The following is a 24,042-nucleotide window of genomic DNA, read 5'->3' on the forward strand; positions in this document are numbered from 1 at the left end:
CGAGTGTAGTGATGGCCGCCACAGGGGCGGGGTGGGGGTAGCCGCAAGCGGCCCGGTCGCGCTTGGAATGATGGGGAGATGCCTGGCGCGTCCACTCCCACCACCACGACCCGCGAGCAGTTCCGAGAACTGGCCGCGGAGCACCGGGTGGTCCCCGTGACCCGAAAGGTGCTGGCGGACTCCGAAACTCCGCTGTCGGCCTACCGCAAACTGGCCGCCGACCGAGCCGGCACCTTCCTGTTCGAGTCGGCGGAGAACGGGCGGTCCTGGTCGCGCTGGTCGTTCATCGGCGCGGGCAGTCCGTCCGCGCTGACCGTGGTGGACGGCGAGGCGGCGTGGCTGGGCCACATCCCCGCCGACGCGCCCTCGGGCGGCGACCCGCTCGCGGCGCTGCGCGCGACGCTCGAGCTGCTGCGCACCGAACGCCTGCCCGGCCTGCCCCCGCTGACCGGCGGCATGGTCGGCTACCTGGGCTACGACGCGGTGCGCCGCATCGAGCGCCTGCCCGAACTGGCCGCCGACGATCTGCGCCTGCCCGAGATGGTGCTGCTGCTGGCCACCGACCTGGCTGCCTTCGACCACCACGAGGGCGCCATCACGCTCATCGCCAACGCCGTCAACTGGAACGGCACCGCCGAGCGCGTCGACGAGGCCTACGACGACGCCGTCGCCCGCCTGGACCGGATGACCGAGGCGCTGGCCGCGCCCGCCCCGTCCACGGTGTCGGTGTTCGACCAGCCCGAGCCGGTCTATCGCCGTCAGCGCACCACCGACGAGTTCGGCGCGGGCGTGCGCCGCCTGGTCAAGGAGATCGAGGCGGGCGAGGCGTTCCAGGTGGTGCTCTCGCAGCGCTTCGAGATGGACTACCGCGGCGAGCCGATCGACCTGTACCGGATGCTGCGGGCCTCGAACCCGAGCCCGTACATGTACCTGATGCACATCCCCGACGGCGACGGCGGCACCGCGTTCTCCATCGTCGGGTCCAGTCCGGAATCGCTGGTGACCGTCAAGGAGGGCGTGGCGACCACGCACCCCATCGCGGGCACCCGCTGGCGCGGGGCCACCGAAGAGGACGACCTGCTGCTGGAGAAGGGGCTGCTGGCCGACGAGAAGGAGAACGCCGAGCACCTGATGCTGGTCGACCTGGGCCGCAACGATCTGGGCCGGGTGTGCCGGCCGGGCACGGTGCGCGTCACCGAGTACCGCCACATCGAGCGCTACAGCCATGTCATGCACCTGGTGTCCACCGTGTCGGGGCGGCTGGCGCCCGGCAGGATCGCCCTCGACGCGGTGAGCGCCTGCTTCCCGGCGGGCACGCTGTCGGGCGCGCCGAAGGTGCGGGCGATGGAGCTGATCGAGGAACTGGAACCCACCCGGCGCGGCATCTACGGCGGCGTGGTCGGCTACCTGGACTTCGCCGGCGACGCCGACACCGCCATCGCCATCCGCACCGCCCTGCTCAAGGACGGCGTCGCCTACGTCCAGGCGGGCGCGGGCGTGGTGGCCGACTCCGATCCGGACTACGAGGACACCGAGTCGCGGAACAAGGCCATGGCGGTCCTCAAGGCCGTGGCCGCCGCGCAGACCGTGCGCGCGTACGGCGCGAACGGCGGCGCGTGATGGCCGAGGACCCCGACTCCGGTACCGCCCCCGCGCAGGCCGCCCCGCGCGCGCAGCGCCCGATCGGCCCGATCGTGCTGCTCGCGCTGGCCGCCGCCCTCATGTGGGGCGCGTCGCGGCTCACCTGGGTGACGGTGCGCTCGGAGGACGGCCTCACCGCGCCGCGCACCGACGAGCTCGAGGGCGCCGTCTGGTTCGGCGCGCTCACGCCGTTGGCGCTGGTGCTGCTCGCCGCCATCGCCGCCGTGCTGGCCACCAAGGGCTGGCCGCGCCGGGTGGTCGGCGTGCTGGTGGCGCTGGTCGCGGCCGTCACGGCGGTGCCCGCGTTCGCGGTGCTCACCGGATCGGGCGCCACCGACCAGCGCGCCGCCTCGCTCGCCGAACTGCCCGGCCGCGCCACCGTGATCGAGGTCACCACGGCCGCGTTTCCCGCGATCGTGACCATGGCCGCCGCGCTCGCCGCGTTCGCGGCCGGTGTGCTGCTGGCCAGGATGCCGCGCGAATCCGCCGGGCTGTCCGGCAAATACGACAATCCGGTCGCGCGCCGGGCCGCCGCCACCGAACAGGTGGCCGACCGCGGCACCGACGAACAACTCTCCGAGCGGGTGCTGTGGGACGCGCTGGACGCGGGCGCCGACCCCACCGAGGACGACCGCGACGAGGACGACGGCGCCTCCCGCGGCGGCAAGCGCGGCACCCCGGGGGCCGGTGCGCAGTGAGATGACCGCGCCCCACCCGCCCCGCAAGTTGCCGCCGGTTTGCGGCCGCTCCCAGCGAGCGGAGCCCAACCCCGGCGCGAACGCAAGAGGTAGAGCCATTTATTCTTTGTCAGCATCGGTGAGACAGCGCCTGGGGGGATTCTCAGGCAGCAAGTCCGTCTCCCCAGAAAGGATTCGAGCCAGATGACGGTACTCGACTCGATTCTCGACGGGGTCCGCGCGGATGTGGCCGCTCGGGAAGCCCTCCTGGATTTCCACGCCGTGAAGGCCGCCGCGGCCGCCGCGCCCGCCCCCCTGGACGCGCGCGCCGCACTCCTCCAGGACGGTATCGGCGTCATCGCCGAGGTCAAGCGGGCCAGCCCCTCCAAGGGGCCGCTGGCCGACATCCCCGACCCGGCGAGTCTGGCCAAGTCCTACGAGGACGGCGGCGCCCGCGTCATCAGCGTGCTCACCGAGGGCCGCCGCTTCGGCGGTTCGCTCGACGATCTGGACGCCGTGCGCGCCACCGTCGACATCCCGATCCTGCGCAAGGACTTCGTGGTGGGGCCGTACCAGATCCACGAGGCCCGCGCGCACGGCGCCGACGTCATCCTGCTGATCGTGGCCGCGCTGGAACAGGACGTGCTCGCCTCCCTGATCGACCGCACCGAATCGCTCGGCATGACCGCTCTGGTGGAGGTGCACACCGAGGAGGAGGCCGACCGCGCGCTGGAGGCCGGCGCGTCGGTGATCGGCGTGAACGCCCGCAACCTCAAGACGCTCGAGGTCGACCGCGACGTGTTCGCCCGCATCGCCCCCGGCCTGCCCACCGAGGTCATCCGGATCGCCGAGTCCGGCATCCGCGGCACCGCCGACCTGCTGGCCTACGCCGGCGCGGGCGCCGACGCGGTGCTCGTCGGCGAGGGACTGGTGACCAGCGGTGATCCGCGCGCCGCCGTCTCCGAGCTGGTGACCGCGGGCACCCACCCGTCCTGCCCGAAGCCGGCCCGGCGGGGCCGGTGAGGGGCGTGGACGCACTGCCCAGGGCCAGCGTCGGGGTCGCGCAGCCGAGCGCGCACGAACCCGATCTGGGCGGTCACTTCGGCGTCTACGGCGGCAGGCACGTGCCCGAGGCGCTGATGGCGGTGATCGAGGAGGTCACCGCCGAATACGAGAAGTGCCGGGGTGACCACACCTTCCTCGACGAGCTGGACCGCCTCCAGCGCGACTACACCGGCCGTCCGTCGCCGGTGTTCGAGTGCACGCGGCTGGCCGAGCACGCGGGCGGCGCGCGCATCGTGCTCAAGCGCGAGGACCTGAACCACACCGGCTCGCACAAGATCAATAACGTGCTGGGCCAGGTGCTGCTGGCCAAGCGCATGGGCAAGACCCGCGTGATCGCCGAGACCGGCGCCGGCCAGCACGGCGTGGCCACGGCCACCGCGTGCGCGCTGCTCGGCCTGGACTGCGTGATCTACATGGGCGCTGTCGACACCGCCCGCCAGGCGCTCAACGTGGCGCGGATGCGGCTGCTGGGGTCCGAGGTGGTCTCGGTGACCACCGGTTCGCAGACGCTCAAGGACGCCATCAACGAGGCGCTGCGCGACTGGGTGACCAACGCCGAGGAGACCTACTACTGCTTCGGCACCGCCGCGGGCCCGCACCCGTTCCCGCTCATGGTGCGTGACTTCCAGCGCATCGTCGGGCTGGAGGCGCGCGAGCAGATCCAGGATCTGGTGGGCAGGCTGCCCGACGCCGTCACGGCGTGCGTGGGCGGCGGCTCCAACGCCATCGGCATCTTCCACGCCTTCCTCGACGATCCCGGGGTGCGCCTGATCGGCTACGAGGCGGCGGGCGACGGCGTCGAAACCGGAAGGCACGCCGCCACATTCACCGGCGGCACGCCCGGCGCGTTCCAGGGCGCGTACTCGTACCTGTTGCAGGACGAGGACGGCCAGACCATCGAATCCCATTCCATCTCGGCCGGTCTGGACTACCCGGGCGTCGGCCCCGAGCACGCCTACCTCAAGGACATCGGGCGCGCCGAATACCTGCCGATCACCGACACCGAGGCGATGGACGCGCTGCTGCTGCTCAGCCGCAGCGAGGGCATCATCCCGGCGATCGAGTCCGCGCACGCCGTGGCGGGCGCGCTGAAGCTGGGCAAGGAGCTGGGCGAGGGCGCGGTCATCCTGGTCAACCTGTCCGGTCGCGGCGACAAGGACATGGACACCGCGGCCCGCTGGTTCGGGCTGTTCGACGCACCGCAGGAGACGCAGTCGTGAAGGAGCGTCAGCGAGTGAACCATCAACACAGCGTCGCTTGGCGCACGGCGGAACCGAGCGCCAGCGAGGTGAAGCCGTGAGCCAGCAGTCCCGCCTCGCCAATACGTTCGCCGCGGCGCGTGCCGAGAACCGGGCCGCGCTGATCGGCTACCTGCCCGCGGGCTACCCCGACCTGGCCGGGTCCATCGATGCGTGCCGCGCCCTGGTCGAATCCGGGTGCGACATCGTGGAAGTCGGCGTCGCCTACTCCGATCCGGTGATGGACGGTCCCACCATCCAGGCCGCCGCCGAACAGGCGCTGCGCGCCGGGGTGCGGGTGCGCGACGTGTTCGCCGTCGTGGAGGCCATCACCGCGGCGGGCGGCAAGGCCGTGGTGATGAGCTACTGGAACCCGATCCTCAAGTACGGCGTCGACCGCTTCGCGCGCGATCTCGCGGCCGCGGGCGGCTCGGGCATCATCACCCCGAATCTCATCCCGGAGGAGGCCGATGACTGGTTCGTCGCCTCCGCCGCGCACGATCTGGACCGCATCTTCCTGGTCGCGCCGTCCTCCACCGAGGAGCGCCTGGTCAAGACCCTCGAGGCCTCGCGCGGTTTCGTGTACGCGTCCTCGACCATGGGCGTGACCGGCGCGCGCGACGCGGTGTCCTCGGCGGCGCCCGCCCTGTGCGCGCGCATCCGCGCCCACTCCGACATCCCGATCGGCGTCGGTCTCGGCGTCCGCGACGGCGCGCAGGCGGCCGAGATCGCGGCCTACGCCGACGGCGTGATCGTGGGTTCGGCACTGGTGTCGGCGGTGGCGCAGGGGCTCGACGCGGTGCGCTCGCTCACGGCCGAACTGGCCGAGGGCGTGCGGTCGGCGGCGGTCGTCTCGCAGTAGCCCGGGCGATCCGCGGCACCCCGCCGCGGACGCACGGCACCGCCGGATCTCACCGTCGGCGCGTCCTCGACTACGGTTGGCCCCGTGACCTTACGAAGCGATGTGCTGGCCTACATTCCCAGCCCCCCGCAGGGCGTGTGGCAACTCGGGCCGATCCCGTTGCGGGCCTACGCCCTGTGCATCATCCTCGGCATCATTGTCGCCATATGGTGGGGTGAGCGGCGCTGGCGCGAGCGGGGCGGACAGCAGGGCACCGTGCTCGACGTGGCGATGTTCGCCGTGCCGTTCGGATTGATCGGCGGGCGGCTCTACCACGTGGCCACCGACTGGCAGAAGTACTTCGGCGAGGGCGGCAAGCCCATCGAGGCGCTCTACATCTGGCAGGGCGGCCTCGGGATCTGGGGCGCGGTGCTGCTCGGCGGCCTCGGCGCCTGGATCGGCTGCCGTGTCTACAAGGTCCCGCTGCCCGCGTTCGGCGACGCCATCGCCCCGCCGATCCTGCTGGCGCAGGCCATCGGCCGCCTCGGCAACTGGTTCAACCAGGAGCTCTACGGTCGCGAGACCACCGTGCCGTGGGGTCTGGAGATCTACCCGCGCTTCAACTCGGCGGGCGATCCCGATCCTATGAGCGGCGTCTCCAACGGCGTGGTCGAGAAGGTCGTGCATCCCACCTTCTTGTACGAGATGGTGTGGAACATCCTGGTCGTGGTGTTGCTGGTGCAGATCGACAAGCGCTGGCGGATCGGCCACGGCCGCCTGTTCGCGCTCTACGTCGCCGGTTACAGCTTCGGCCGTTTCTTCGTGGAGCTGATGCGCGACGACGAGGCCACCACCATCGCGGGCATCCGCATCAACTCGTTCACCTCGGCGATCGTCTTCCTCGCGGCCATGGCGTATTTCGTGTTCGCGACCAAGGGGCGCGAGGCCGCCGCCCTGTTGCAACCGGGTGCCATGACGCGGCCGTGGCCGTGGCAGTTCGGCAAGCTGCGCGAGGTGGGGGAGGCCGCGTCGGCGGCCGGTGCCGTGGAAGGCGCGACGCTGACGAAAACCGCTGTCTCCGAGAAGGATTCGGAGACCGGGGGAGACAGCGCGGGGAAGGACGAGTCCGGTGGCGGGAAGCCGAAGCTGGACAAGGACGAGTCGGCTTCGGCGGCAGCGGATTCCGGCGACGACGAATCGGCGGGCGAGACCGGCGATTCCGGGTCGGCGAAGGGCGACGGGTCCGACGCAGAGAAGGGTGCGGACGCCGAGTCGGGTGCGGATGTCGAGCCGAAGTCCGTAACCGAGTCGAAGTCCGAGACCGACACCGAGTCGAAGTCCGAGACCTCAGAGTCGGACGCCGAGGCGGCCGCCACCGACGACCCCAAGGCCGACGAGCCGAAGAACGGCACGGCGACCCCCGCGAAGTCCAAGGCCGCCGAGTAACCACCCGCCCGGCCGAATCGCGCGCGGACGTGAACGAATCCACGCCCGCGCGCGATAACGACTCGGAGCCCGCCGCCGGAACGTCTCGGCGGTGGACACGACAAGAACGCTCGCCGCGGCGAGAATGACTCGGGATCGCCGCCCGTCCGGCGGTGATCCCGATCGGGGCCAGCACCTGGTTGCCCGCAGGATGAGGAGGACGTGAGTGACCGACCCCTATCAGAACCAGCCGGGCGCCGGCGGCCCGCAGTACGGCCCGCCCGGTACGGGCCCGAATCTGGGCAAGGATACGAGCCAACCGCACTACGAGCAGGCCCAGTACGGCCAGCAGCAGCCGTACCCCCAGCCCGGCCCCTACGGCCAGCCGCCGCAGGGCGCGTATCCGCCCCCGTATGGTCCGCCCGGCTACAACCCGGCCGACCCCGAGGCGCCGTTCGGCCGTGACTACTATGGCGTGCCCTACTCCGACAAGCAGAAGATCATCGCGGGCATCCTGCAACTGCTGATCGGCACCCTCGGCATCGGCCGCTTCTACTTGGGCTACACCACGATCGGCATCCTCCAGATCATCACCTGCGGTGGTTTCGGCATCTGGTCGCTCATCGACGCGATCCTGATCTTGATGGGCAAGGTGCCCGACGCCAACGGGCGTCCCCTGCGGGACTGAGCACGACGCGGGCGTCGCCGGAGCGCGGCGCCCGCGGCATTTCCGGCCGGGTTTTCATTCCGCATGATTCGAATACTGGCCATTCGGCCCGCAGGGGCGTATGTTTCCCCGGTCCTGTGTGTCGCGTTGGGGGTCCCGCCCCGCGCAGAAGAGAGGGATCTCCGTGCGTCGCAAGCTGTTCGCCGCCGTGTTCGCCGTCGTCGCCGCCACCGGCCTCACCGCGTGCGGTGGTTCCGACGACCCGTCCGTCCTGAAGATCGGTACCGAGGGCACCTACGCGCCCTTCAGCTTCCAGGGCACCGACGGCGCCCTGACCGGGTACGACGTGGAAGTGGCCCGCGCCGTGGGCGACAAGCTCGGCCGCACCGTGGAATTCGTGCAGACCCCGTGGGACGCGATCTTCGCGGGTCTGGAGTCCAAGCGCTTCGACGTGGTCGCCAACCAGGTCACCATCACCGACGACCGCAAGACCAAGTACGCCTTCTCCGCGCCCTACACCGTGTCCCAGGGCGTGGTCGTGACCCGCGCCGACGACAACTCTGTCGCGAGCCTGGCCGACGTGGCGGGCAAGACCTGCGCGCAGACCGTCACCAGCAACTGGGGCGCCGCGGCCACCGAGGCCGGCGCGAACGTGGAGGGCGTCGAGGGCTGGGTGCAGGCCATCCAGCTGCTCAAGAGCGGGCGCGTCGACTGCACCCTCAACGACAGCCTGGTGGTTCGCGAGTATCTGAAGACCTCCGGTGACGCGTCGGTGAAGATCGCCACCGAGACCGGCGAGACCAGCGAGATGGCCTTCGCCGCCCGCCAGGACGACCCGGTGGTCGCCGAACTGGACCGCGCGCTGTCCGAGCTGCGCGCCGACGGCACGCTCGCGCGGATCTCGGAGAAGTACTTCGGCACCGACGTGAGCCAGTAACCGTCCGTGGACGCCGCCACCTGGGAGCTGATCCGGCGCAATCTGTGGCCGATGCTGGAGGCCACCGTCACCACGACGATCCCGCTGACCGTCATCAGCTTCTCGATCGGCTTGGTGCTGGCGCTGTTCCTCGCGCTGGCGCGGCTGTCACCGCTGTGGTGGCTGTCCGCGCCCGCGCGGTTCTACATCTCGATCATCCGCGGGACGCCGCTGCTGGTGCAGTTGTTCATCGTGTTCTACGCGCTGCCGCAGATGGACATCGTCATCGATCCGTTCCCTGCGGCGGTGATCGCGTTCAGCCTGAACGTGGGCGGGTACGCGGCCGAGGTCGTGCGCGCGGCGATCCTGAGCGTCGCGAAGGGACAGTGGGAGGCGGCGCAGGCGCTCGGTATGACCTACCCGCAGACGCTGGGGTTGATCATCCTGCCGCAGGCCTCGCGGATCGCGGTGCCGCCGCTGTCGAACACGCTGATCTCGCTGGTCAAGGACACCTCGCTGGCCTCGACCATCCTGGTCACCGAACTGCTGCGCACCGCGCAGCTGGCCGCGGCGCCGACCTTCGACTTCTTCGCGCTCTACGGCGTCGCGGCGCTCTACTACTGGGTGATCTGCCTGATCCTGGGGTTCGCGCAGACCCGGCTGGAGACGAAGTTGTCCAAGCACGTCGCCGTCTGAGCCCGGCGAGTCCGCCCGGAATCCGGCCTCCGGCGTTGTTCAATGGGTGACATGTCCGGTTTCACGGCGCGCGTGCGGGTCGGGGCGGTGGTCACAGGCCTGATCGCCGCGTCGGCGGTGTGGGCGGCCGCGCCGGCCTCGGCGCAGCTGCCGGACGAATGCACGCGCGACGGCCGCACCGTCACCTGCGTCTTCGACACCCCGGGCACGGCCTACACGCGCGGCGGTGTGCTGTTCACCCTGCCGTTCCCGGTCACGAACGTGCACATCCTCGCGATCGGAGGTCGCGGCGGCGAGAGCTGCTGCCACGTGGTGGCCCCGGGCGGGCGCGCCGCCGTGGCGAGCGGGTCGGTGCTGGTGCCGCCCGGCGCGACGCTGTTCGTGGACGTGGGCGAGAACGGCGACGACCCGGTGCCCGCGAACGCCACCATGCGTGGCGGCGGGGCGGGCGGCGGCGCGTGGAGCGGTGAGGTGGTGGACGGGCGCTACGACCCGCACCCGCATTTCGAGCACCCGTTCGTGCATGGCGGGCGGGGCGGCGGCGCCTCGTCGGTCGCGGTGGCCGTCAATGCCGCTGACATCGAGGCGTACGGGGTGGCGCCGCTGGTCTCGGCGGGTGGCGGTGGCGGCGGCGCGGCGACCTGGTCGGGCATCCTGTCGCCCGGCGGGGACGCGGGCGCGCCGGGCGCCGGTCCGCGCGGCGGCGGCGCGGGGCCCAACACCTGGCCGCTCGCCAGCCTCAACCCGTTCGCGGCGGGCATCGCGCCGGGCGGCGCGGCCGGGGCACCAGACATCATCGAGCAAGGGACGACGCATACCTGCGCCGCCGGGTGCGGCAAGCCCGGCTGGGGCACGCGCGGCGGCGCGGGCGGCCTCGTCATCGCGCCCGGGCAGGTAATACCTTGGGAAGGCTCGCTTTTCGCGCCGGAGGGCGCGGCGCACGGTGCCGGCGGCGGGGGCGGAGGCGGCGGCTGGTACGGCGGCGGTGGTGGCAGCGCGGGTGGGCGGTTCAACCCGGTCGTCGATCCCGCCGACGGTGGTGTGCCGCCCGGTGGCGGCGGTGGCGGTTCGTCGGTGATCCCGGCGGGTGGCGCCCTCACCCTGGCCGCCCCTGATTCGGCGCCGCGCGTGGTGCTCACCTTCGACGTTCCGGCCTGATCACCGGTGCGCGCTCGGCGACACCGACCTGTGCGAACTGGTTTACCGAACGGTCACCCCGTCGCGGTGAGCTCTCGCGCTCCGACAGGACTAGGCTCGACGTGTGATGCGACGGACGAAGATTGTGTGCACGCTCGGCCCGGCCACTGCCACCGAGGACCGTATCCGCGAACTCGTCGAGAGCGGCATGGACGTGGCCCGGCTCAACTTCAGCCACGGTGAGCACGCCGACCACGCGGAGAACTACAAGAAGGTGCGCCAGGCCTCCGACCACGTCGGCAGAGCGGTCGGCATCCTCGCCGACCTACAGGGCCCCAAGATCCGGCTCGGCCGGTTCACCGAGGGCCGCACGATGTGGGCGACCGGCGAGGAAGTCCGCATCACCGTCGACGATGTCGAAGGCACGCGCGACCGCGTGTCCACCACCTACAAGGAACTCGCCAAGGACGCCAAACCCGGCGACCGGCTGCTCGTCGACGACGGCAAGGTCGGCCTGAGCGTCACCGCGGTCGACGGCAACGACGTGGTCTGTCGGGTGACCGAGGGCGGTCCGGTCTCCAACAACAAGGGCGTCTCGCTGCCCGGCATGGACGTGTCGGTGCCCGCGCTCTCCGAGAAGGACATCGAGGACCTCGAGTTCGCGCTGAAGCTCGGCGTCGATTTCATCGCGCTGTCGTTCGTGCGCTCGCCCTCGGACGTGGAACTGGTGCACGACGTGATGGACCGCGTCGGGCGCCGGGTGCCGGTGATCGGCAAGCTGGAGAAGCCGGAGGCCATCGACAACCTCGAGGCGATCGTGCTGGCCTTCGACGCCATCATGGTCGCGCGCGGCGACCTCGGCGTGGAGCTGCCGCTCGAGCAGGTGCCGCTGGTGCAGAAGCGCGCCATCCAGATGGCGCGCGAGAACGCCAAACCGGTCATCGTGGCCACCCAGATGCTGGAATCCATGATCGAGAACTCGCGCCCCACCCGCGCCGAGGCCAGCGACGTGGCCAACGCGGTGCTCGACGGCGCCGACGCGGTGATGCTGTCAGGCGAGACCTCGGTCGGCGCGTACCCGATCGAGACGGTGCGCACCATGGCGCGGATCGTGCACGCGGTCGAGGCCGAGTCCTCCACCCGGGTGCCGCCGCTGACCCACGTGCCGCGCACCAAGCGCGGCGTCATCTCCTACGCCGCGCGCGATATCGGCGAGCGGCTCAACGCGAAGGCCCTGGTGGCGTTCACCCAGTCCGGCGACACCGTGCGCCGCCTGGCCCGCCTGCACACGCCGCTGCCGCTGCTGGCGTTCACGCCGCTGCCGGAGGTGCGCAGCCAGCTGGCGCTGACCTGGGGCACCGAGACGTTCATCGTGCCGACGGTGGACAGCACCGACGCCATGATCCACCAGGTGGACCAGTCGCTGCTGTCCATGGGGCGATACACCAAGGGCGACCTGGTGGTCATCGTCGCGGGCTCCCCGCCCGGTACTGTCGGGTCCACCAACCTGATCCACGTGCACCGCATCGGTGAGGAGGACCATTAGAGTGAGCGCTTCGCTACGCGACACCGTCGGCACCGAGGAGCCGGCGCGGCGGTCCGATCTGGAGGTGTTGCTCGGTCTGCTCGACCTCGAGCAGATGGACGAGGACGTGTTCGTCGGACACCATCCGGAGAAGGTCTGGAGCAGGACCTTCGGCGGTCAGCTGGTCGCGCAGGCGATCATGGCGGCCGGTCGCACCGTCGGCGACCGGCCCGTGCACGCGGTGAACGCGCATTTCGTGCGCGGCGGCGACACCAAGAAGCCGATCGAGTACCGGGTCGACCGGCACCGCGACGGCCGCGCCTTCGCCAACCGCACCGTCACGGCGGTGCAGGACGACCAGGAGCTGTTCGTCATGCTGGCGGCGTTCCAGGACTGGGGCAAGGGGCTCGAACACGCCCACGCCCAGCCGGAGGTGCCCGATCCGGAGAGCCTGCCGCGCGTGGAGGAGAGCTTCGAAGGCTTGGAGGACAAGCTGGAGATGTTCGTCAACGCGCCGCACCCCATCGATATGCGGTACACGAACGATCCCGCGTGGATTCTGAAGGGCACGGGGGAGAAGCTCAATCACAATCGCGTCTGGATGCGGGCCGACGGCACCCTGCCCGACGATCCGCTGATTCACGTGGCGACGCTGGGTTATTCGTCGGACACCACGGTGCTCGATTCCATCATCACCACCCACGGCCTCTCGTGGGGCCTGGACCGGATCGTGGCGGCCACCGTGAACCATTCCATCTGGTTCCACCGGCCGTTCCGCTTCGACGACTGGGCGCTGTATTGCACGGAATCGCCGGTGGCGGCGGGCTCGCGCGGATTGGCGACGGGGCGGTTCTATTCGCGTTCGGGTGAATTGCTCGCGACCACCGTGCAGGAAGGGTTGATCCGGCACTTCCCGTCGCGGCGGTGAGTAGCGCGGCGCACCGCGGAATTCGGGTGGGCGCCGAATCACCCGGACGCTAGAGGATTTCGCGTTCGGTGTCGAAATCGAAGCTGTCGCGGCGCTGCACGCGAATCGTGCGCGGCACGTCCAGATCGGCCGTGCCGCAAGACGTTTCGAGTTCGCGTTGCAGCGCGGCAAGTCCCTGCACGGTGAGGGCGCGGGGCGCGCCGACGAGGCTGAGCGCGATCTCGTAGGTGCGCCGGGTCCCCGGGTGCAGGCCGGGATGGTCCACGCGCCACTGGGTTTCGAGCAGCGCGTGGGCGGGCGTGTCGGCGTCGACCGGCAGCGTGAAACGCCAGGCGAACACGTCGCGGTCCTGGAGGTGGTCGTCGACGACCGCGCGCACCGACTCGACGACCCGGTCGAGCGTTTCCGGTGTCACATAAACATGAAGCGAAACATCCGAAATAGTGCGTTTCGGCATGCCTGATTCCTGTCCTGTGTCGAACCATCAACGGCGGAGTTGTCGGGGAGTGTAGTGCCTCGGTGGGGTGGTGCGACACAGTTGGTGGCGCGCGTCCCCGTTACCGGACGCGCTGCGCCGCCAGGAAAGCCGACAGCGGAGCCGGTCCGCGACCGCCGGGTTGCAGCACCAGCCCCGGTCGCTCGTCGTCGGCGCGGCCCGTCTCGTGCGGGGCCAGCGCCAGCAGCAGCGGCACCAGCGCCTCGGCGATCCGGTCGCCGACCTCGCAGTACGCCGCGGGGGACAGGCCGACCGGATCGGCGATGTTCTCCCGCCCCACCAACGCCAGATCGTTGCGCGCCTGATGCAGTTCGGCCACGGTGCGGGCGCCGGTCACCTTGGCGATGCGGCGCGCCTCGAGGAGCGTGAACGTGCGCGAGGCCGCCCCGAACGCCATCTCGCTCGCCTGGTCACGGATCTGCTCGGTCATCGTCAGGACCAGGTCGGCGCGGTCGATGTGTTCCGGTTTGAGTTTGCGCGCCCGGAATCCTTCCGGGTCGGCGCCGAGGCCCGAGATCGTCTGGGCGGCAAGTGGTTCCACCGGGAAGCCGACGAGCGCGCGGGTGCCCGCGCTGTCCGCGGTGAGGCCCGGCAGGGGATGTTCGACGGCGAGGGCGCGGGCGAGCCGCTCGGCGATCGCCGAACGGCAGACGTTGCCGTTGCAGACGAACAGGACGTGCATGCGTTCACGGTAATTCGGCCGTTGCCCGTTCAGAAGTCCGAAAAGACCGGATCACACCCGCGCGGACATATATTCATCCGCGCGTCGCATGTTGTACACGAACCTCACCGGAGAATCAATCGCGCGGCGCGAGGAATATCATGTGCGAGCGCTGTGCCTATGGCGACAGTACCCGTGCGCTTCGAGCTTCAATCATCGGGGTGCGCGTGCACACGGTTATTCCTCGGACGAATAGGTGGACCCGGCAACCATCAGGGGTTTTCCGGAGCGCGGCCGAGGGCGTGATGAACCCGCAATACCCATTCGGCATGAATTGTGTTCGCTGCGACTCCTGTTCGGATCGGCGACGTTTCGTGGTTTTCGGCGGCGGATTCGACAGCGCCCGGCCGAATCGAGCAGGCCGAGTCGGCGGTTCGCGATGTCGCGGAACGAAGCCCGCGCACCGGGTCCGAGATTCCCGCGAACACCGCGACATGCGCGTGCGCCGGGGCTAGAGTGTCGTCGGTTGCCGGGTATCGGGCACTCGATCATGTTCGCGCGGAAGGGGATTCGGTGCTCGACAGGGCGAATCACCAGGGCAAGTTCGGCACCGACTACGTGCGCGTGCTGGCCTCGGCCGCCGGGCTGATCTGGTCGCAGGACGACGTGGACCTCGACGGCGTCGACCTGTGCCTGAAACTCCCCGGCCGCACCCCGAGCGGCTTCTCCCCGCGCATCGACGTCCAGGTGAAGACGGTGTCGCGGCTGCCGGTCCGCGGCGGCCACCTCGATTACGACGGGCTCGGCCGCGCCCAGTTCGACAAGTTGGCGGGCACCGGCTCGACCGTGCCGCGCTACCTGTTCGTGATCCACGTGCCGCCGCGCGCCGGTGAATACGCCGACCTGCGCACCGCCGGACTCCTGCTCCGGCACATCGGCTACTACCTGCCGCTGCACGACCGGCCCCCGCTGCCCGCGACCGACGCGCGCGGCCGAGTTCGCGTGCACATCCCGGTGGGCAACGTGCTCACGGCGGACGGGTTGCGCGCGCTGGTCGCCGGTTCCGCGATCGTCCCGGCATGACCGGCGCCCAGGTGCCCCGCGTGCGGGCGGTGACGGCGTATCTGAGCGCCCACGGCTGGACGGTCACCGCCGGCTGGCGGGACGCGCAGGTGTGGAGCCTGCGCGAATTCGACGTCCTGGTACCCGCTTCCGACGAACTGGCCGACACCCCGAGCCGGATCCGCGACCTGGCCCGGTGTGTCGCGGACGCCGAGGACCGCTCGCCGCGCGCGGTGTGGCGCGATCTGGGTTCCCCGCCCGCCGACCTCCTCTTGTTCCGCGCGCGCGACGACATCGACGCGGTGCCGCTGCCCACCGGCGCGCGCACGGTGGGCGCGCTGCGCGATCTGCTGCTGCACTGCGCGCGCGAGGCCGCCGACGAGGCGCGACCGGGGGACGCGCGCGCCCTGCTCGACCGCGCGCGGCTGTCGTTGAGCGACCGGCCGTTCGGCGTGGATGTCGCGGTGCCGCACGCCGGGCCGGACTCGCTGGGCAGGCGGACCGCCCTGCGCGTGCGGCACAGTTCGGCGGCCGCGTCGGCGGCGGCGCGCCAGGACGCCGATCCCGCCGCACACCTCGCGGACCTCTCCGATGCCGTGTGCCGCGCGCTGGCCGATCTCGCGGGCCCGGACGGGGTCAGCCTCGGATTCCGCTGGGTGGGAACGGATTCGCCCCCACCGGACACCGTGGAGCTGCCGGGCGGCGCGGGCGAGGTGCTCCGCGCGGAGGTCCGCGCGCGTGGTCGCCGAGCGGAGCCGGTTCCTGATCGCGAGCGCCCCGTCCCGGGTGTCGTGGAGGGCGTCGTGGTCGGGCTCGCCGACGACGCGGAGGGCGACCGGCGGCGGATCACGGTGCGCGGCGTCCTCCGGTACGCGGGCGCACCGCACGCGCGCCGCCGGTCGGTGCGCGTGCGCCTGCCCGGCGACGAGGACTACCGCGTGGCGCTCGACGCGCACAGCGCGGGACGGGCCGTCCGGGCCGAAGGCGAGGTCACCGGCGCCGGGCGCGCCCGCGGGATCGTCACCGTGCCGGGCGGTTTCACAGTGATCGACGAGTCACACGGGTGACAGAACGGGGACGGCCATGACCGAGGTCCGATTGAACACCGTCGAGCGGTGCGTGCTGCTCGTCCTGATGGCGCAGGCCAGGGAACTCACCAACGCGGAACTCCTCGCGCTGGCGGGTCTGAAACTCGACGGGAAGGACCGGGTGCGCCTCAACGCTCTCGGGTTGGTCGACAGCGTGAAGGTGGGCCGCGCCTACGTGCACGAGCTGACCGATCGCGGCGCGGTGTGGTGTCGCGCGGAACTGACGGCCGAGCGCCCGGCCCGCTCCGGTTCGGCGGGCGGCGCGCTCTACGTCGTGCTCGCCGCGCTGAGCCGCCATCTGGACGGCACGGGGCAGTCGCTGGCGGAACTGTTCCGGCCCGACGTGGCCGGCCAGGTCGAGGCCGCCTACGCCGCCGTCACCCAGGGCAGCGGCGCGCCGGTACGCCTGGCGGTGCTGCGGGACCGGCTCGACGGGTTGTCGCGCGGCGAGTTCGACCGCGCGGTCGAACTGCTGTCCCGGCGCCGGGGCGTGCACGTGCGTTCCGAAGCGGACCAGAAGATCCTCACCGACGCCGACCACGACGCGGCCGTGGTGCTGGGCGGCACGCGGCGGCATCTGCTCACCGTCGAGGTGCCACGGTGAACGAGGCGCAGCGGCACGCGCTGGCCTCCATCCAGTTCAGCAGCGTGCTCGGCGCGAACGAGATCTGGAGTCCGCTGAGCCATCACGTCGACGGACTGCATCCGCACGCCTTCGCCGAACTCACCCGAGCGGTCGCCGCCGCCGAGGCGCGGCCCCGCAGCACGCCGACCGGTCTGGTGCTGAGCGGGGAGAAGGGCGTCGGCAAGACGCACATGCTCGGCTGGTTGCGCCAGCACGTGCAGGATCGGGGCGGGGCGTTCTTCATGCCCAAGCTGATCGATGGCGCGTCGTTCTGGTCGGGGGCCGTGCACGGCGTGGTCACCCGGCTGCTCGGTGCGGACGGCGGGCAACTCGGGCGGATGCTCCACACCCTCACCACGCTCACCGGCTGCGACCGCGAACTGGGACTGCGCGTGCGGGGGATGATCAAGATCGACCCCGCGGGGTTGCGGGCCTTCGCGGAGAAAGTGGAGGAACTCGACGCCGAGGTCGCCGAGACCTGCCGCGACACGTTGCGCGCGCTGATCCTCTACCAGGCCAAGGGCGAGGAACGCGAGATCGGGCACAGCTTCCTCGTCTTCCCCGACGGCATCGAGGAAGCCGACCGCGCCGAGTGGGGCTTCCGCGAGCGGATCAAGCCGCCGCAGCTCATCTTTCACGAACTGTGCCGGTTGTTCGCGCTCACCGGTCCGGTGGTGCTCGCCGTCGACCAGGTCGACACCGTCATCGCCCAGTCCGCGCGCACGGTGGGCGACGGGCTGGCCGACCGGTTGGCCGACGGACTGATGAACCTGCGCGAGGAAACCGTGCGCACCCTCGTCGTCGCCGCGTGCATCCCGAAGTCGTGGGAGCTGATCACCTCGCGGGCGGTGAACTCGGCGGCCGACCGGTTCACCGTGCTCGAACTCGCCACGGCGATGCCCGACGCCGCGGTGGCCTCGGCGATCGTGGAGCGCCACCTCGGCGGTCTGTTCGGCGCCCTCGGTTTCGTCCCGCCGCATCCGACCTGGCCGGTGCTGCCCGTCGCCTTCGACGATCCGGAGGTCGCGTCCTTCACGCCCCGTCGCCTGCTGCAACGCCTGGACGCCCATGTTCGCGCGTGCCTGGCGCGGGGACGAGTCGACGAGCTGACCCGTTTCGCGGGAGCGGCCGAGGACAATCCGACCCCACCGCCGGCCACCCCCTCCGACGCCGCCGTCTTGGACGCGCGCTTCGAGGCGCTGCGGGCGGCCGTGGACGTCGAGGCCCCGCTCGATCCCGCGCACGAGGACGAGCGGATGTCGGCGCTGCTCGACGCCGGTCTGCGCGCCTACGTGCACGAACAGAACCGCCAGGACCTGACGGTCGACACCGACGTGCAGCCGTCGCTGCACGCGCGCCTGCGGTGCACGCTGGACGAGGCGACGGAGTCCGAGGAGCACTGGAGCTTCCGCGCCATCGCCCACCGACACCATCGCGCGGTGCAGGCGCGGCTGCGCTCGGCGACGCTGGAGTCCGGCATCCAGCCCGGTGTGTCCGTGCGGCACCTGGTGATCCTGCGCAATATCCCGTTCTCGCGCGGGCGCGTGACCGCGGACATGCTGGAGGCGCTGGAGTCCGCCAACGGCCGCGCCCTCCCCGTCCAGACCGAAGACCTCCGCACCTTCGCCGCCCTGGGCAGGATGCTCGCCGAACACGCTCCGGGACTGATCAATTGGCTCGTTTCGCGGCAGCCCGCGAGCAGGACGCAGTTGTTCACCAAGATCCTGGGTGGGGCGAACGGGGGTGTCGCGACTGCGCGCACGACGCATCCGACCGGCCCGCAGGCTGGGGAGGACGCCGTCGCCACGGGGAATTCCGATGTGGGGCTTGCGGAACCGACCGGCCTTTCGCCGAACGGCGAGGCGACCGCGTCGTCCCAAGCCATCTCGGCCGTCACTGATCCGAGCTCCTCGGCGGACTCGGACCCACGCCCCCCGATGGTCCGTGAGTCGGTGTCCGCTGTCGAGCCGCCGACCACGGGAGTCGCGGAAGGCTCCCCGGTGCGGTCGTCCGTCCCGGATCGAGGAGGGGAGTTCGGGCCGGTGTCGCCGAGTGCGGGATCCGGCGCGGAAGGTCCGGCTGCTGATCAGGTGCCGACCGCCCTGGCGAACGCGGTGGGAGCGGCTGCCGCTCCGGGCAATTCGGCGCCGTCACCGACGTGGGGTCATCCGGCGTCACCCACCGCGCCGGCCGTTGCCGTCGAAGCGAAATCCGCGCACACCCCGGCACCTCCGGCGGAATCGCCCGAGCCGACGATCACCGTCGGCCGCTATCGCGACACCGGTCGCGAGTTCCGCCTCCCGCTCGTCCTGCTCCGCAAGCACGTCTCCGTCTTCGCGGGCTCGGGTTCCGGGAAGACGGTGCTGTTGCGCCGGTTGGTGGAAGAGGCGGCGCTGCACGGTGTTTCGTCGATCCTCGTCGACACCAACAACGATCTGGCCAGGCTCGGCGATCGCTGGCCCGCGTCGCCGCTCGGCTGGAATCCCGGCGATGCGGAGCGCGCCGAGCGGTACTTCGCGGAGACCGAGGTGATCGTCTGGACCCCGCGCCGGGAGGCGGGACGCCCGCTCTCGCTGAATCCGCTGCCCGACTTCTCCGGCGTGCTGGACGACCCCGACGAATTCCGGATCGCCGTCGACGCCTCGGTGGCCGGTCTGCTCCCGCGCGCCGGGCTCACGGCCAGGAAGCTCGCCACGGGGCAGGCGGTCCTCACGCAGGCGCTCACGTTCTTCGCGCGGGAGGTCGGCGGTGATCTGCACGCGTTCGTCGAACTGCTGGCCGATCTGCCCGACGAAGCGAGCACGCTGCGCGACGCCCGCCCACTGGCCGCCGCGGTGGCGACCGAGTTCACCGCGGCCATGATCAACGACCCGGTGTTCGGCGGCGCGGGCACGCGGCTCGATCCCGGTGCGCTGCTCACGCCTGCGCCGGGCAAGCGGGCCCGGGTGTCGGTGATCAGCTGCATCGGCCTGCCCACCTCCGCGCAGCAGCAGACCTTCGTCAACCAGCTCCAGTTGGCGCTGTTCGCGTGGATCAAACGGAATCCGGCGGGCGACCGTCCGCTGGGCGGTCTGCTGGTGCTCGACGAAGCGCACACCTTCGTCCCCTCGCGCGGCACCACCGCGTCGAGCGCGAGCAGCCTGCAACTCGCCGCGCAGGCCCGCAAGTACGGCCTGGGCCTGGTGTACGCGACGCAGGCGCCGAAAGCGTTGCACAACATGGTGACCGGCAACACCGCCACCCAGTTCTTCGGACGACTGAACGCCTCGGCTCATATGCAGACCGCCACCGAATTGGCGCGCGCGAAGGGCGGCACCGTGGACGACATCTCCCGCCTCGCCGCCGGACGCTTCTACGGCGCGACCGAGGGCGCCGCCTTCGGCAAGCTCGCGGTCCCGATGTGCCTGAGTCACCACCCGTCGAGCGCGCTCACGGAGGAAGAGGTGATCCGTCGCGCCATTGGCGAGGAATACTAGCCGCTGAGCGGCAGCTGCCTACGCGTGCGAGATCTGTTGCGAGGCAACGCCTTCGGATGTCCGCGGATGTCGATCAGGTGGCATCCGTCATTCGGGCGCGATTCCGGCGCTACGCGAACCGGGCCCGCGCACGCGTCGCCCCACCCGCCATGTGAGCGGCCGGGTGAACAGCGGACCGAGGCGGCGCGCACCGAATCCGAGGGCGGTGAACCACAGCACGCTGGCGACCACCTGGGTCCGGCGCGATCGACGGCGGCGTCATCCACGACGTGCCGCGAAGTGATCCGAGGGAACGCTCACCGCCCGGCTTCGGATCGAAGCGAGTCAGTCGGATTCGCTTCGGTAGTAAGCGGATTCGGTGACCACCGGCGGCGCCTTCGGCTGTTCGCCGTGCACCCGCCCGCGCGTGGAGAACATCGGTCCGCGCGAGGCGACGACGGGCGCGAAGCGGGCGAGGCCGGTGGCGGGCGCCATGTCGTCGTACATGGCGTCGATGCCGCCGCGGGCGAAGTACGCCTCGTGCCAGAACCCGGTGCCGCCGGAGTCCTTGAGGAATTGGGTCCACCACTGCCGGTGCGGGTCGGAGCGGGTCCAGCGTTCCAGGCTGTCCAGATCGCGCCAGTACTGGCGCGCGCCCCAGTGCGGTGGGAAGAGTCCCCAGACCACGTCTTCGTGCGCCAGCAACCCGTCGGGCCGGTCCTTGTGCGACCGGTACAGCTTCGGCCCGATCCCCAGGAGCCGCAACATCCCCCGCGGCTTGCGCACCCGCATGCCGAGATATACGACAACGAGGTCGGGATACCCCGCCAAATCCACGGTCGTCCTGTTCACCCGCATAGCCGCAACCTCCGCACTCGGGCTCTCTTCCACCCTACGTCCGTCCACGTCCCACACCCCGCCCCGGTTCAAAACCCCCACCCACCCCGTCCAGCCCCACTGACAAACCGGAAGGGCAATCCAGAGGCAACCGCCACCACCCCGCCCGCCGCCGGGCACCCGAACAATGGACTCTCGGCGCGGCCCACACGACACGATCGGCCTCCGCCCAGCACAATCTGCGCCATATGGAGCGGCCCCGCCATGAGATCAATGAACAAAAGCCGACAGCCATTGCCACCCGATAGGAAAGAATGCCGGCCAAAAGTCCGGAATCCGAACACTGGCGAAAGAAACGTACTAAACCGGACAGACCCACAATGGCGGTCGGAATCCAACGCCGACACCCCGACGGCGCAGATGACAATTGAGCAGTCCTGTCGGTGTTGAACAGGCGTTCGGGTGCAGTCCAGAAACGCGACTTACCCGCCAACGCAACCACCCACCAAGGGGGGTCCGGGGGCGAAGCCCCGCCGGGCGGGGCCCGGGGGTTGCACCCCCGGAGAACACGACCAGACGAGAACGGCTCGCGCTCTCCGCGAGCGCGAGCCGGCTACGAGGCTGGTGCCGAGTGTGGGACTCGAACCCACACGTCCTTTCGGACAACGGTTTTTGAGACCGTCGCGTCTGCCAGTTCCGCCAACCCGGCGCACCGGTTGAGAACTATAGCCGGTGGCGGGCCCCCGGAGCCAAACGGGTTGTGGCGCGCGCCACGGTATGGGTCTTTACGCAGGGTATATGCGTTGCGGGGTCGGGTGAACGGTACTCTCTACATCACTCGACGGCGTGCCGGGTGGGGCGAGGCGGTGAAGGAGATCGTCTCAGCCCCATTCGCGTGTGTCGGGACAGGCATCGCAACCAGAGGGGTCTACCTATGAGCACAGCAGCAGGGGGCGCCGGCACGAAGAAGGACGCCGGGGCGAAGCGGGTCGTCGTGGCCGAGGACGAGGCGCTCATCCGCATGGACCTGGTGGAGATGCTGACCGAGGAGGGCTATCAGGTCGTCGGTGAGGCGGGCGATGGCCAGCAGGCGGTGGATCTGGCGGTGGAGCATCGCCCCGACCTGGTGATCATGGACGTGAAGATGCCGCGCCGCGACGGTATCGACGCCGCGGCCGAGATCGCGTCGAAACGTGTTGCGCCGGTGGTGATCCTGACGGCGTTCAGCCAGCGCGACCTGGTGGAGCGGGCGCGCGACGCGGGTGCGATGGCGTATCTGGTGAAGCCGTTCACGAAGTCGGATCTGGTGCCCGCGATCGAGTTGGCGGCCAGCCGTTTCCACGAGATCACCGCGTTGGAGAGCGAGGTCGCCAATCTGGCCGACCGGCTCGAGACCCGCAAACTGGTGGAGCGCGCGAAGGGCGTGCTGATGCAGACGCAGGGCCTGTCCGAACCGCAGGCGTTCAAGTGGATTCAGCGCACGGCGATGGACCGCCGGACTACGATGAAGGCGGTTGCCGAGGTCGTGCTGGAGAATCTCGCACCCAAGTGAGGTGCGCCCCCTCGGCGGTGTCCGGCTGTGGTGATTTAACGCGACCGAAACCCGATCGACAAAAAGAATTCGACACGAAGCCGTCCGTATGATCCGAATGTGATGCGGAACTAACGTGCCGACGCTATGTTCTGACCGGGCCGACGTGGTCGGCCCCCTCGGGTTTGCCGGGGGAGCACAGGACGTAGAGGTGAGACGTGCTTAGTTCGACATGGCGCAGTCGTTCGACGCGGAGCGTTTTGGTCATCGGTGCCGCTGCGGCGTTGGCGTTGACGGGATGCAGCGAGAAATCGACCGGAAGCGATTCCGACGCCACGGGCTCGGGCGCCGGCGGGCTGTCCATCCAGCCGGTGGTCCAGGTGGATTCCGAGGGCAAGGAAGTCCCGGCGGCGGACGCCTCGAACGCGGCCGACCCGGCCGGTGACGGTTCGGCGACCTGCCCGGCGGGCACGTCCATCGCGATGGCGGGTGCGCTCACCGGCCCCGACGCGGCGCTCGGCATCAATATCGTCAACGGCGTGAAGCTGGCACTCGACCAGCACAACAAGGCCAATGCGGGATGTCAGATCACCCTCAAGCAGTTCGACACCGAGGGTGACCCGCAGAAGGCCACCTCGGTGATCCCCGAGATCATCAACGACCCCACCATCATCGGCCTGGTCGGCCCGGCGTTCTCGGGTGAGACGAAGGCGACCGGCAACCTGCTCAGCGACGCGGGCCTGGTGGCGGTGTCGTCGTCGGCGACCAACGAGACGCTCACCAAGAACGGCTGGACGTCGTTCTTCCGCGGCTTGGCCCACGACGGGGTGCAGGGCCCCTCGGTGGCCAAGTACCTGGTGAACACCGCGGGCTACGGCAAGGTCTGCGTCATCCAGGACAACACCGACTACGGTGTGGGCCTGGCGGCTTCGATCACCGCGGGCCTGGGCGCGGCGGCCGACGCCTCGTGCTCGGCGAGCATCAAGAAGGGTGACAAGGACTTCTCGGCGACCGTCACCAAGGTCGCGGCGGCGAATCCGGACGCGGTGTTCTTCTCCGGCTACTACGCCGAGGCGGCGCCGCTGGCGCAGCAGTTGAAGTCGGGCGGCGTGGACGCGGCGTTCGTGTCCGCGGACGGTACCAACGATCCGCAGTTCGTGGCACAGGCGGGCAATTCCGCGACGGGCGCGACGCTCTCCTGCCCCTGTGGACCGGCCCCGGAAGAGTTCACCAAGGAGTACGAGGCCCTGATCGGTCAGGCGCCCGGCGTCTACTCGGTCGAGGCATATGACCTGACCACGATCCTGGCCAAGGGCATCGACGGCGGTAAGGTCACCCGCCCCGATCTGCTCGAGTACGTCCGCACGTACCAGGGCGCGGGTCTGGCGCGCGACTACCAGTGGAACGCCGATGGCGAATTGTCGAACGCGCTGATCTGGATCTACGAAGTCAAGTAGGGACAAGGGAACTCGCGGCACGTACCGGGACGTGCGTCCCGGTACGTGCCGCTGTCTTCAGGGGCATCAGGGTG

The 24,042-nt window shown here is 70.5% G+C and carries 20 protein-coding genes, 1 tRNA gene and 1 pseudogene; 18 read left to right on the forward strand and 4 right to left on the reverse strand.

All coding sequences use genetic code 11. The features are described 5' to 3' along the window. Positions 1–78 precede the first annotated feature (78 nt). The 12 genes and pseudogenes from OHB21_RS24740 (at position 79) to OHB21_RS24795 (ending at position 12,756) form a co-directional block, all read left to right on the forward strand. A complete protein-coding gene (locus OHB21_RS24740) occupies positions 79–1,620 on the forward strand; it encodes an anthranilate synthase component I (protein ID WP_195125829.1) in 1,542 nt (513 codons plus the stop codon). Beyond that, positions 1,620–2,339, forward strand: coding sequence for a TIGR02234 family membrane protein (locus OHB21_RS24745; RefSeq protein WP_084538198.1), 720 nt, complete (start codon positions 1,620–1,622; stop codon positions 2,337–2,339). The genes OHB21_RS24740 and OHB21_RS24745 overlap by 1 nt, the downstream gene beginning before the upstream one ends. Positions 2,340–2,522: 183 nt before the next feature. After that, entirely contained in the window at positions 2,523–3,341 is an 819-nt protein-coding gene (gene trpC, locus OHB21_RS24750) for an indole-3-glycerol phosphate synthase TrpC (protein WP_067514155.1), read from the forward strand. A 5-nt stretch (positions 3,342–3,346) separates the two neighbouring features. Continuing rightward, entirely contained in the window at positions 3,347–4,603 is a 1,257-nt protein-coding gene (trpB, locus tag OHB21_RS24755) for a tryptophan synthase subunit beta (protein ID WP_407675014.1), read from the forward strand. Between the two features lie 76 nt (positions 4,604–4,679). Beyond that, the gene (trpA, locus tag OHB21_RS24760; RefSeq protein WP_067514153.1) at positions 4,680–5,483 is read left to right on the forward strand and encodes a tryptophan synthase subunit alpha; all 804 of its coding nucleotides are present in this window, start codon (positions 4,680–4,682) and stop codon (positions 5,481–5,483) included. 84 nt (positions 5,484–5,567) lie between these two features. Next, a pseudogene (gene lgt, locus OHB21_RS24765) lies at positions 5,568–6,710 on the forward strand (prolipoprotein diacylglyceryl transferase); the annotation flags it as partial. A gap of 403 nt (positions 6,711–7,113) precedes the next feature. After that, positions 7,114–7,575, forward strand: coding sequence for a TM2 domain-containing protein (locus OHB21_RS24770; RefSeq protein WP_067514152.1), 462 nt, complete (start codon positions 7,114–7,116; stop codon positions 7,573–7,575). 163 nt (positions 7,576–7,738) lie between these two features. After that, positions 7,739–8,491, forward strand: a complete 753-nt coding sequence (locus OHB21_RS24775; protein WP_067514151.1) for an amino acid ABC transporter substrate-binding protein — start codon at positions 7,739–7,741, stop codon at positions 8,489–8,491. 6 nt (positions 8,492–8,497) lie between these two features. After that, on the forward strand, positions 8,498–9,166 hold the full coding sequence (locus OHB21_RS24780; protein WP_113975189.1) for an amino acid ABC transporter permease: 669 nt from the start codon (positions 8,498–8,500) through the stop codon (positions 9,164–9,166). Positions 9,167–9,217: 51 nt separating this feature from the next. Next, positions 9,218–10,324: a hypothetical protein gene (locus OHB21_RS24785; RefSeq protein WP_113975204.1), complete on the forward strand. Its 1,107-nt coding sequence runs from the start codon at positions 9,218–9,220 to the stop codon at positions 10,322–10,324. A gap of 103 nt (positions 10,325–10,427) precedes the next feature. Then, positions 10,428–11,849: a pyruvate kinase gene (gene pyk / locus OHB21_RS24790; RefSeq protein WP_195125831.1), complete on the forward strand. Its 1,422-nt coding sequence runs from the start codon at positions 10,428–10,430 to the stop codon at positions 11,847–11,849. A 94-nt stretch (positions 11,850–11,943) separates the two neighbouring features. After that, positions 11,944–12,756 carry an acyl-CoA thioesterase gene (locus tag OHB21_RS24795; protein WP_113975205.1) on the forward strand — a complete coding sequence of 271 codons (813 nt, stop codon included), beginning with the start codon at positions 11,944–11,946 and terminating at the stop codon, positions 12,754–12,756. A 49-nt stretch (positions 12,757–12,805) separates the two neighbouring features. Here the strand turns inward: OHB21_RS24795 and OHB21_RS24800 are convergent, their stop codons facing one another. Further along, the gene (locus OHB21_RS24800; RefSeq protein WP_232331699.1) at positions 12,806–13,171 is read right to left on the reverse strand and encodes a hypothetical protein; all 366 of its coding nucleotides are present in this window, start codon (positions 13,169–13,171) and stop codon (positions 12,806–12,808) included. A 142-nt stretch (positions 13,172–13,313) separates the two neighbouring features. After that, on the reverse strand, positions 13,314–13,934 hold the full coding sequence (locus tag OHB21_RS24805) for an arsenate reductase/protein-tyrosine-phosphatase family protein (RefSeq protein ID WP_067507152.1): 621 nt from the start codon (positions 13,932–13,934) through the stop codon (positions 13,314–13,316). Between the two features lie 552 nt (positions 13,935–14,486). Between OHB21_RS24805 and OHB21_RS24810 the strand changes: the two genes are divergently transcribed. The 4 genes from OHB21_RS24810 to OHB21_RS24825 are packed head-to-tail and all read left to right on the forward strand — an operon-like array spanning position 14,487 to position 20,164. Beyond that, positions 14,487–14,996, forward strand: a complete 510-nt coding sequence (locus OHB21_RS24810) for a DUF4365 domain-containing protein (protein ID WP_067507149.1) — start codon at positions 14,487–14,489, stop codon at positions 14,994–14,996. Next, positions 14,993–16,042: a hypothetical protein gene (locus tag OHB21_RS24815; protein ID WP_195125832.1), complete on the forward strand. Its 1,050-nt coding sequence runs from the start codon at positions 14,993–14,995 to the stop codon at positions 16,040–16,042. Before OHB21_RS24810 ends, OHB21_RS24815 begins: the two co-directional genes overlap by 4 nt. A 16-nt stretch (positions 16,043–16,058) precedes the next feature. Beyond that, on the forward strand, positions 16,059–16,667 hold the full coding sequence (locus OHB21_RS24820) for a hypothetical protein (RefSeq protein ID WP_067507135.1): 609 nt from the start codon (positions 16,059–16,061) through the stop codon (positions 16,665–16,667). Then, the gene (locus tag OHB21_RS24825; protein WP_324192132.1) at positions 16,664–20,164 is read left to right on the forward strand and encodes a helicase HerA domain-containing protein; all 3,501 of its coding nucleotides are present in this window, start codon (positions 16,664–16,666) and stop codon (positions 20,162–20,164) included. The genes OHB21_RS24820 and OHB21_RS24825 overlap by 4 nt, the downstream gene beginning before the upstream one ends. A 324-nt stretch (positions 20,165–20,488) precedes the next feature. Here OHB21_RS24825 and OHB21_RS24830 read toward each other — a convergent pair whose 3' ends face one another. After that, the gene (locus tag OHB21_RS24830) at positions 20,489–21,001 is read right to left on the reverse strand and encodes a monooxygenase family protein (RefSeq protein ID WP_067507131.1); all 513 of its coding nucleotides are present in this window, start codon (positions 20,999–21,001) and stop codon (positions 20,489–20,491) included. Between the two features lie 601 nt (positions 21,002–21,602). Continuing rightward, positions 21,603–21,689, reverse strand: a tRNA-Leu gene (locus OHB21_RS24835). Positions 21,690–21,914: 225 nt separating this feature from the next. On the opposite strand from OHB21_RS24835, the gene OHB21_RS24840 reads away from it, so the two are divergent. Together OHB21_RS24840 and OHB21_RS24845 are read left to right on the forward strand one after the other, a co-directional pair. Next, complete coding sequence (locus OHB21_RS24840; protein WP_067507129.1) at positions 21,915–22,532, forward strand: ANTAR domain-containing response regulator; 618 nt, start codon at positions 21,915–21,917, stop codon at positions 22,530–22,532. 239 nt (positions 22,533–22,771) lie between these two features. After that, the gene (locus tag OHB21_RS24845; protein ID WP_067507127.1) at positions 22,772–23,968 is read left to right on the forward strand and encodes a branched-chain amino acid ABC transporter substrate-binding protein; all 1,197 of its coding nucleotides are present in this window, start codon (positions 22,772–22,774) and stop codon (positions 23,966–23,968) included. Positions 23,969–24,042 lie beyond the last annotated feature (74 nt).

Origin of the sequence: Nocardia puris (assembly GCF_036051655.1) — a bacterium.
GTDB classification, from domain to species: Bacteria; Actinomycetota; Actinomycetes; order Mycobacteriales; family Mycobacteriaceae; genus Nocardia; species Nocardia puris.